Annotated in this window: 12 protein-coding genes; 10 read left to right on the forward strand and 2 right to left on the reverse strand. The window is 64.0% G+C overall.

Features of this window, described 5'->3' with window-relative positions:
• Positions 1 to 16: 16 nt before the first annotated feature.
• A complete protein-coding gene (locus tag RHODMAR_RS10505) occupies positions 17 to 442 on the reverse strand; it encodes a hypothetical protein (protein WP_008714229.1) in 426 nt (141 codons plus the stop codon).
• Between the two features lie 2 nt (positions 443 to 444).
• On the opposite strand from RHODMAR_RS10505, the gene RHODMAR_RS10510 reads away from it, so the two are divergent.
• From RHODMAR_RS10510 to RHODMAR_RS10530, 5 genes are all read left to right on the forward strand, one after another.
• The gene (locus tag RHODMAR_RS10510; RefSeq protein ID WP_008714231.1) at positions 445 to 1,860 is read left to right on the forward strand and encodes an acyl-CoA synthetase; all 1,416 of its coding nucleotides are present in this window, start codon (positions 445 to 447) and stop codon (positions 1,858 to 1,860) included.
• Between the two features lie 85 nt (positions 1,861 to 1,945).
• Positions 1,946 to 2,608 carry an SDR family NAD(P)-dependent oxidoreductase gene (locus tag RHODMAR_RS10515; protein WP_008714233.1) on the forward strand — a complete coding sequence of 221 codons (663 nt, stop codon included), beginning with the start codon at positions 1,946 to 1,948 and terminating at the stop codon, positions 2,606 to 2,608.
• A 190-nt stretch (positions 2,609 to 2,798) separates the two neighbouring features.
• Positions 2,799 to 3,311, forward strand: coding sequence for an OsmC family protein (locus RHODMAR_RS10520; RefSeq protein ID WP_008714235.1), 513 nt, complete (start codon positions 2,799 to 2,801; stop codon positions 3,309 to 3,311).
• A 4-nt stretch (positions 3,312 to 3,315) separates the two neighbouring features.
• Positions 3,316 to 4,614 carry an O-acetylhomoserine aminocarboxypropyltransferase/cysteine synthase family protein gene (locus tag RHODMAR_RS10525; protein WP_008714238.1) on the forward strand — a complete coding sequence of 433 codons (1,299 nt, stop codon included), beginning with the start codon at positions 3,316 to 3,318 and terminating at the stop codon, positions 4,612 to 4,614.
• Entirely contained in the window at positions 4,611 to 5,096 is a 486-nt protein-coding gene (locus tag RHODMAR_RS10530; protein WP_008714239.1) for a CoA-binding protein, read from the forward strand. The genes RHODMAR_RS10525 and RHODMAR_RS10530 overlap by 4 nt, the downstream gene beginning before the upstream one ends.
• 7 nt (positions 5,097 to 5,103) lie before the next feature.
• On the opposite strand, the gene RHODMAR_RS10535 is transcribed toward RHODMAR_RS10530, so the two are convergent.
• Positions 5,104 to 5,865, reverse strand: a complete 762-nt coding sequence (locus RHODMAR_RS10535; RefSeq protein ID WP_042938695.1) for an SDR family NAD(P)-dependent oxidoreductase — start codon at positions 5,863 to 5,865, stop codon at positions 5,104 to 5,106.
• 61 nt (positions 5,866 to 5,926) lie between these two features.
• On the opposite strand from RHODMAR_RS10535, the gene RHODMAR_RS10540 reads away from it, so the two are divergent.
• The 5 genes from RHODMAR_RS10540 to RHODMAR_RS10560 all read left to right on the forward strand — a co-directional run.
• On the forward strand, positions 5,927 to 6,511 hold the full coding sequence (locus RHODMAR_RS10540; protein ID WP_008714243.1) for a TetR/AcrR family transcriptional regulator: 585 nt from the start codon (positions 5,927 to 5,929) through the stop codon (positions 6,509 to 6,511).
• 109 nt (positions 6,512 to 6,620) lie between these two features.
• Positions 6,621 to 7,052 carry a DUF1810 domain-containing protein gene (locus RHODMAR_RS10545; protein WP_008714245.1) on the forward strand — a complete coding sequence of 144 codons (432 nt, stop codon included), beginning with the start codon at positions 6,621 to 6,623 and terminating at the stop codon, positions 7,050 to 7,052.
• 10 nt (positions 7,053 to 7,062) lie between these two features.
• Entirely contained in the window at positions 7,063 to 7,518 is a 456-nt protein-coding gene (locus RHODMAR_RS10550) for a 6,7-dimethyl-8-ribityllumazine synthase (RefSeq protein ID WP_042938698.1), read from the forward strand.
• Between the two features lie 29 nt (positions 7,519 to 7,547).
• Positions 7,548 to 7,943, forward strand: a complete 396-nt coding sequence (locus RHODMAR_RS10555; RefSeq protein ID WP_232433621.1) for a nuclear transport factor 2 family protein — start codon at positions 7,548 to 7,550, stop codon at positions 7,941 to 7,943.
• 126 nt (positions 7,944 to 8,069) lie between these two features.
• Positions 8,070 to 8,796, forward strand: a 727-nt coding sequence (locus RHODMAR_RS10560) for a DUF222 domain-containing protein (RefSeq protein ID WP_008714251.1), incomplete at its 3' end; no start/stop codon positions are given.

Here is an 8,796-nt window from a genome sequence, read left to right on the forward strand (position 1 = left end):
GGCAGGTAATGCCCGGCTACGGTTCGAGGTCCGGGTCACTCACATCCCACCCGCCGCGTCGGATCCGCAGAATGTAGACCAATTCGTTGCTGCCGAATGCTTCGACGGTCGTGAAGCGTTTCGGCTCTGCGTTGACCTCGGGATTACGCGCGTGGGCTTCCTCGTAGAGTTGCCCGGCGCGAAGGTCGGCCAGCTCTACCCGCGTCCAGAAATCGTCGGACTGCACCGAGTACACCAACCTCGGGGCACCGTCGGCGACATGGGCGATCTCGATGTCGTCGTCCTCCGAATCCCCTTCGCCGAGATCCAGGTCGAGTTCGTCCTCCGAATCGACGTCCTGCTCGGCGTCGGTTCCGATCAGATAGACACCCGCCTGCAGGTCACCGGCAGCGACCGTCATGTACTCGGCGTAATCGCCGGTGTCGATTCCGTCCACGTCCATGTATGTACGGTAGCCATGTGCTGCTTCGTTCACTGAATCCACTCGCCGTTGCGCGAGGAGACGACATTCCCGACGCCGTCACCATCGACGGAGTCTCGCTCTCCCGCGCCGACATTCTGGGCGCGGCCACCTCCGTTGCCGAACGGATCGCGCGGGCCGACCGCCTCGCGATCTACGCGACACCGTCGGTCAAGACGGTGCTCGCGGTCGTCGGTGCGTTGATCGCCGGGGTCACCGTAATACCGGTGCCACCCGACGCGGGTATCGCCGAACGTGAGCACATCCTCCGCGACTCGGGCGCACAGGCGTGGCTCGGTGAAGCGCCGCCGGAGACGTCGGGCCTCGAGGTTCTGCCGGTGCGTCAACACGCGCGCTCGTGGCACAGCTACGCCGAACCGCAGCCGTCCTCGGTTGCGTTCGTGCTCTACACCTCGGGTACCACCGGCCCGCCGAAAGGCGTGCTGATCTCCCGCAATGCCATTGCGACAGGCCTCGACGCATTGGCCCAGGCCTGGGCATGGACATCGAAAGACACCGTCGTGCATGGTCTTCCGTTGTTCCACGTGCACGGGCTGATCCTCGGTGTGCTCGGCCCGCTACGGTTCGGCAGCCCGCTGATCCATACCGGGAGGCCCACCCCGGAGCTCTACGCGGCGGCACGCGGCTCCCTCTACTTCGGCGTGCCGACCGTCTGGTCGCGGGTGGCCGCCGACGAGAGCTCTGCCCGCGCCCTCGCCGACGCCCGGCTGCTGGTGTCCGGCAGTGCGCCGCTGCCTGTTCCGGTGTTCGAGAAGCTGCGCGAACTCACCGGCCAGGCCCCGGTCGAGCGGTACGGCATGAGCGAAACCCTCATCACCATCAGCACGCGCGCTGACGGGGAGCGTCGACCCGGCTCGGTGGGACTTCCGGTGGCGGGCGTCGAGACTCGGTTGCGCGGCGAGCAGGGCGAAATCCTGCCGCACGACGGCGAATCCATCGGCGCACTGCAGATCCGCTGCCCGATGCTGTTCGACGGTTACCTGAACAACCCCGAGGCGACCGCGAAGACCTTCACCGAGGACGGCTGGTTCGACACCGGAGACGTCGCCCTCATCGAACCCGACGGGTTCCACCGCATCGTCGGGCGAGCATCGACGGACCTGATCAAATCCGGCGGCTATCGCGTCGGCGCGGGGGAGATCGAGACGGTGCTGCTCGGGCACCCCAGCGTCGACGAGGTCGCCGTCGTCGGTGTGCCGGACGACGATCTCGGCCAGCGCATCGTGGCGTTCGTCGTAGGTACGGACGTCGAGGAGCGGGTACTCATCGATCTGGTGGCCACCGAGCTGTCGATCCACAAGCGGCCCCGCGAGATTCGCGTCGTCGACGCACTTCCGCGCAACGCGATGGGCAAGGTACAGAAGAAGCTGTTGAGCTAGTCGTCAGCGGGAGTGGAGCCTGCGGAATGACCCGAATATTCGTGAGCGTCAGCGCGCTGGTGGGGCGGCAGTTAGCCTCGAACGTATGACCACTCTCGACGGCGCACGCATTCTCGTCTTCGGTGCCAGCGGCGGGCTCGGCGGTCCTTTGGTCGACCAGCTCGCCCAGGCCGGTGCTCGGCTGACAGTCAGCGGCCGGAGCCTGGAATCCTCGGAGCACCACACGGTGAATGCAGATCTCACGCTGCCGGATTCGCCTCGCTCGGTGATCGCGGAGGCCGTCGAGCACCACGGCGGGTTGGATGGGATCGTCATCGCGGCCGGAGTTGTGGCGTTCGGCCCGGTCACCGAGGTGGACGACGACACCGTCGACGAACTGTTGCTGCTCAATTACCTCGCCCCGCTGCGGGTGTTGCGGGAAGCGTTGAAGACGCTCGGCCAGGGCGGGTTCGTGCTCAACATCAGTGCGGTGGTGGCCGACAAGCCGATGCCGAACATGGGTGCCTATTCGGCGAGCAAGGCCGCATCGAGTGCCCTGCTGAAAAGTGTTCGTACCGAGGCCCGTAAGTCGAAAATCCGAATCGTCGACGTGCGTCCACCGCACACCGAGACGGGTCTGGCGACCCGACCCATTGCCGGGGAGGCACCGAAACTACCGCAGGGACTGACGCCTGAGTCGGTGGCAGCACGCATCGTCACGGCGATCACCGACGACGAGACCGACGTCGGCGCGGATCAGTTCTCGTAAGCTATTGTCGGCATCGTGACCGATACACATGTGACCGACGCAGCCAGAAGGCTCGTGCGTCGTCGCACCATCGATTTGTGTCTGGTCTGCACTTCTTCCTGTTCGTAACTGTCGATCGAACCCATCCCCGACGAGCATTTCGCGCTCCTCGGGTAGTTCCGGCAACCCTATCGATCGAACAGGATCATTCATGACCACATCTGTGTCCCACCTCGGCGGCGTCATCGCCGCCACCGACGACGCCGTGCAGGCCGACGCGAAGAACGCCCAGGTGGTGTTCCGCGGATCGGCCACCGCGCACGATGCCGTCGCCAGCACCGTCACGCTCGGCAAGTTCAGCGTCGAGGTCGACGAGCCGCCCGCCCTCGGCGGCGAGAGCACAGCCGCCAACCCGGTCGAGTACTACCTGGCGTCCTTGCTGTCCTGCCAAGTGGTCACCTACCGCGTCTGGGCCGAGAAGCTCGGCATCGTCGTCAACGACATCACGGCCAAGGCCGAGGGCGACCTCGACGTACGCGGGTTCTTCGGCTTCGACGACGACATACGTCCCGGATTCGGTGAGGTGCGGGTGATCGTGACGATTACCGGACCCGAGACGCGGGAACGGTACGAGGAATTGCAGAAGGCCGCCGACGATCACTGCCCAGTGCTGGATCTGACGCGCAATCCCACCCCGATCCGCACCGTCCTCGAAACGGCCTGAGGCCATGAGCGAACGGGCTTTCGGTCTGCGTACCAGGGCAATTCACGCCGGCGCGAGGCCCGATCCTTCCACCGGTTCGCGTGCTGTGCCGATCTATCAAACGGCGAGCTACGTGTTCGAGAATTCCGCGGACGCAGGTGATCTGTTCGCTCTGCAGAAGTACGGCAACGTCTACAGCCGTATCGGTAACCCGACCGTCGCTGCCTTCGAGGAACGCATCGCGAGCCTCGAAGGCGGCATCGGGGCGGTCGCGTTCGCCAGCGGTCTGGCGGCCGAGTTCGCAGTGTTCGCCGCGCTCGCGGGTACCGGCGATCACATCGTCGCCGCAGCTGGACTGTACGGCGGCACGGTAACTCAGCTGGACGTCACGCTTCGACGCTTCGGTGTCGAAACCACCTTCGTGCCCGGCACCGATCCGGCGGATTACGCTGCCGCGATCACCGATTCGACCAAGCTCCTCTACGCCGAGATCATCGGCAACCCGTCGGGTGAGATCGCCGATCTCGACGGTCTCGCCGCCGTCGCACACGATCACGGGATTCCGTTGGTGATCGACGCGACGATGGCAACGCCGTGGCTGAGCAGGCCGATCGAGTTCGGTGCCGACATCGTGATCCATTCGGCGACCAAGTTTCTCGGCGGACATGGTTCGACGCTCGGGGGAGTGGTGGTCGAATCGGGTCGATTCGACTGGGGCTCAGGAAAATTCCCGCAGATGACCGAGCCGGTGGCTTCGTACGGGGGCCTGTCGTGGTGGGGGAACTTCGGTGAGTACGGGTTCCTGACCAAGCTCCGCAGTGAGCAACTACGCGACATCGGCGGCGCACTGGCACCGCAATCGGCATTCACGTTGATCCAGGGGGTGGAAACTCTGCCGCAACGCATGGACGCGCACGTCGCCAATGCCAGAGTCGTTGCCGAGTGGCTCGAACATGATTCGCGCATCGACTACGTGAGATGGGCGGGGCTGCAGAGCCACTCGCATCACGACCGGGCGTCGAGATACCTCCCCGCCGGCCCGGGTGCGGTGTTCGCCTTCGGAATCGACGGAGGTCGCGATGCGGGCCAGACGTTCGTCGAGAGCGTCCAGGTTGCCAGCCACGTCGCCAACATCGGCGATGTGCGGACTCTGGTGGTTCATCCGGCCAGCACCACACACCGTCAGCTCTCCGACGATCAATTGCGCGGCGCAGGCGTCGGTCCGGAGCTGATTCGCATCAGCGTCGGACTCGAAGACTCCGAGGACATTCTGTGGGACCTGGATCAGGCCCTGACCCTGGCAACCGGAAAGGAACGGTCGTGAGGACAAGCACCTGGCAAGGCCCGTCCGCCCAGGAACGTCAGCGCATTCTGCGGGAAACCAAGACCGTCGCGATCGTCGGCGCGTCCAAGAATCCCTCGCGGGCAAGCTACTTCGTCAACCGGTATTTGTCGTCGACGAGCAACTACGAGATTTTTCTCGTCAATCCGACGATCACCGATATCGAGGGCACGACGGTATATCCGACGCTCGCGGACCTGCCGAAGCCTCCGGATCTGGTCGACGTCTTCCGCAAGTACGACGACCTGCCCGCAGTCCTTGCCGAAACCACTGCAGTGCGGGCGAAAACGATCTGGCTGCAGCTCGGACTGTGGCACGAACAAGTGGCTAGCGACGGAGAGTCAGCCGGATTGAACGTCGTCATGGATCGGTGTCTGAAGATCGAGCACGCTCGATTCCACGGAGGACTGCATCTTGCCGGATTCGATACGGGAGTGATCGATTCGCGTCGTACACGGGGTTAGCGGGGTTTCACGCCTTCAGCAGGCGGCCACTGATCACGGTCGCCAGGCCGCGTGGGGCGAGGCGAACGCTGCCCGCGCTGATCTTGTTCGACAGACCGGACACGACGCTGGCGGGGGTGCGACGAGAATCCAACGCCCGCATGGCGGTCGAGACCACCTGCTCGGACGTCTGAAAGTTCCCTACCGCTGCATCCTCGGATCCCACGACGTCGAAGAATTCGGTGCGCGTGGGGCCCGGGGAGAGAGCGAGCACTTTCAGTGGCGAGGTGCGGTGCTCGAATGCCAGGGCTTCGGTGAAGCTCAACACGAACGCTTTCGTCGCCCCGTACACGGCCATGTTGGGCGTGGGCTGATACGCGGCGGTGCTCGCCACGTTGATCAGTGCGCCGGTCAGCGTCGGCAGGAATGCGTGCGTCAAGTCGACCAGTGCGCTCACATTGAGCGCGATTTCTGCAGCCACACGCTCGGGATCCTCGTCGGCGAACCGACCGTGCGTTCCGAAGCCTGCGTTGTTGACGAGGGAAGTGGGAGTTATTCCTTTGTCGGTCAATGCGGTTCGCAATTTCGCGCCGACACCCGGTACCCCCAGGTCCATCGCGACGACGGTAGCGGTGACGCCGTGGTCGGCTTCGATCCGGCGTGCGAGCGTCTCCAGTCGATCGGCCCGCCGCGCCACGAGGACGACGTTCTCGCCGCGTGCGGCGAATCGGGTGGCGAATTCCTCGCCGAGGCCTGAACTTGCTCCGGTGATGAGCACTGTGGAAGTCATGGACGCAAATGTAGGCAGCGCCATCATTGTTGTCAATGCCAACATCGCTTAGGGTGATCGTATGGCAACGCGGCGCTACCACCACGGTGACTTGCGGGCGGTACTGCTCGACGAGGCCGAACGGAGCATTGGGCGAGGAGGTGTCGAAGCGCTATCGCTCCGGCAGTTGGCCAGAGATGTCGGTGTCAGTCATGCCGCCCCGGCTCGCCACTTCCGGGACAAACAGGCACTGCTCGATGCATTGGCGCTGAACGGTTTTCAAGAATTGAACCGCCGAATGGGCGCTGCGTCGACGGCCCCCGGCGAGCTGACGTCTCGGTTCCGCGGTGTCGCGCGCGCCTACCTCGGATTCGCCGTCGAGCATCCCGAATTGCTGGACGTCATGTACAGCACCAAGCATCATCCCGATGCCAGCGAAGAGCTGAAAGATGTGGCGCAGCACAGTATGACGGCCACCGAAGCGCTGCTGAAAGACGCGATTGCCGCCGGCGTGATCACCGAGGCCCCGCCCGAGATACTCGCTCGTGTGGCCTTCGCGAGCGTGCACGGCGTCGCCATGTTGGCCACCGGTGACCTGCTGGACGGTGTCCCGGCCGAGGACTTGCTCGATGCGACCGTCGACACTCTGCTGCGCGGGTTCACCTGATCTGGTCGTTCCGCAGGCTCCACTCCTGACTGATCTGGTCGTTCCGCAGGCTCCACTCCTGACTGATCTGGTCGTTCCGCAGGCTCCACTCCTGACTAAGTTGAACGGCATGACCGAATACGACTTGCAACGCTTCGTCGACGCCCAGGATCCCGTCTGGAAAGCGGTGACGCAGGAGCTGAAGGCGGGCCGGAAGCAGACGCACTGGATGTGGTTCGTTTTCCCGCAGTTGACGGGATTGGGGCGTAGCGCGACCGCCCAACACTTCGGCATCGCGGACCTGACCGAGGCAGAGCTGTTCCTGTCCCACGAGGTGCTGGGGCCTCGCCTGAGGAAGGCGGCTCGATTGACCGTCGGCGTCGAGGGGCGAACAGTCGACGAGATCTTCGGCTATCCCGACAATCTGAAGCTGCACTCGTCCATGACGCTGTTCGCCGAAGCTACCGAGGGGGAGTCCGTCTTCGGTGAAGTGGTGCAGAAATATTTCGACGGTGAATTCGATGGTGCAACACTCGACTTGCTCGATGAGCGATACCGCTAACATCGCACCTATGAGCATTCCACTCGCCGGATCCATTGCATTCGTTCACGCCAGCTGGCACCTGGATATCGTCGACCGTGCGCGAGTGGGGTTCGCCGCCGAACTCGAGCTGCTCGGCGAAGCCGATACGTCCATCGACGTCTTCGAGGTACCCGGAGCTTTCGAGATCCCGTTGCACGCGCAGCGGTTGGCCAAGACGGGGAAGTACTCCGCGATAGTCGCTGCAGCTCTGGTGGTGGACGGCGGAATCTATCGACACGACTTCGTCGAGACGGCGGTCATCGACGGCCTGATGCGAGTTCAGCTGGACACCGACGTACCGGTGTTTTCCGTAGTGCTCACCCCGCACCATTTTCACGAGCACGCCGACCACACAGCCTTCTTCACCGCGCACCTGGAGAAGAAGGGTGTCGAGGCCGCTCGTGCTGTGGTGAAGACCTTGGCGTCGCTGGGGACCATCGGCTGACGCCGTGGCCGATTCTGCGCGCAGGCCCGATGGCAGCTCTGCGACTGAGCTGGATGAAGTACTCGCGGAACTCGAACGGAGAGCCGATCTTCCACCGCCTCGAGTGCGGCACCTCGCGGGAAGACTTCGAGCGCCTCACTGACCCTAGTTTCTGGGAGACCGGAGCGTCGGGTCGTCGCTACAGTCGCGAACACGTCTGGTCGGTTCTGGAAGAGCGGTATGCGTCCGACCCCAGCGGCCGCCTCGAGTCCGACTGGGAGGCCAGCGGGTTCGAGCTCCTCGAAATTGCGCCCGCAACTTATCTGTTGACGTACACGCTGATCCTCGAGAAAAGACTTACCCGCAGGATGACGCTGTGGCAGCGACGTGACGGCGATTGGAAGATCCTCTATCACCAGGGAACCCTCGTCACCGACTACGAATAGTGATCGATGAGCCGACCTCTACCACGGGCCACCGACACGTTGCGATTCACGAATAGTTAAGCACGGCAATAGTTTTCGATTCGATCATCATTGCCAGTCGAACGCACGTTCGATACACTTCATGACATGACCACAGCGATCTGGCAACTGAGCGAGGACGAACTCCTCGCCGCCGCCGCTGACGTCTCCCATCAGATACAACTGTTGGAAGCCCGGCGCATCGCCCTCGTCGCCGAAATCGACACCCGCGTCGGCAAAGACAAACTCGGCTTCCCCGGCCCCGCCGGCTGGCTCACCTCCACCACCCTGCTCTCGGCAGGAAAAGCCAACAAGATTCTCGCCCTCGCCCGCGGGTTGAAGAACTTCCCCGACATCGCCGACGCCGTCAACACCGGTGTCATGTCCCTCGACCATGCCGCCCTGATCCTCGACTTCGCCGAAACCCCACCCAAGGACCTCCCCCAAGAGGGCCGCGATATGGCCCGGGCAGCGCTGATCAAAGCCGCGACCGGACCCGAAGCCCGCACCGGCCCACTGCGCGCAGCGATCACCCGCTTGAGCGACCACTACGGCAGCAACAAGCCACCCGCCGAGGACACCGACCGCAACGAACTCTTCGCCTCCAAAACCCTGAACGGGCGCCTGGCACTCAAAGGCGACTTCGACGCCGTCACCGGAGAAAAACTGCTCACCGCACTCTCACCCCTGACCGAACCCAGACCCGCGGTCGACGGCACCCCAGACCCGCGCAGCCCCGCCAAGCGCAGAGCCGACGCGTTCGGGCAGATCCTCGACCACTACCTCTCCTCCAGCGACCGCCCCACCGAAGGCGGCGACAAACCCCACGTCAACC

Origin of the sequence: Rhodococcus sp. AW25M09 (assembly GCF_000333955.1) — a bacterium.
Classification (GTDB): domain Bacteria; phylum Actinomycetota; class Actinomycetes; order Mycobacteriales; family Mycobacteriaceae; genus Rhodococcoides.